General features: G+C 74.3%; 1 pseudogene. It reads right to left on the reverse strand.

Going from position 1 to position 206, the window contains the following annotated elements:
- Positions 1-206: pseudogene (locus CCN37_RS37345) on the reverse strand (MFS transporter); the annotation flags it as partial.

A 206-nucleotide genomic window follows, 5' to 3' on the forward strand; every position in this document is an offset into this window, starting at 1 on the left:
CAGCGCGTTGAGGGCGAGCGCCCAGCCGGGGCCGACCAGGGTCACCACCGCTCCGGAGAGACCCAGGCCCACCAGCAGCGACATGCTGACCGCGCTCTGCAACGCGGCGTTCGCCCGCTGGAGCTGACCGGGTGGCACCAGGTCGGGGACCAGGCCGGACAACGCGGGCAGGAACAACGGCATGGCCAGCCCGGCGAGCGCCGCGA

This window comes from Allokutzneria sp. NRRL B-24872 (assembly GCF_002155965.1).
Lineage (GTDB): Bacteria > Actinomycetota > Actinomycetes > Mycobacteriales > Pseudonocardiaceae > Allokutzneria.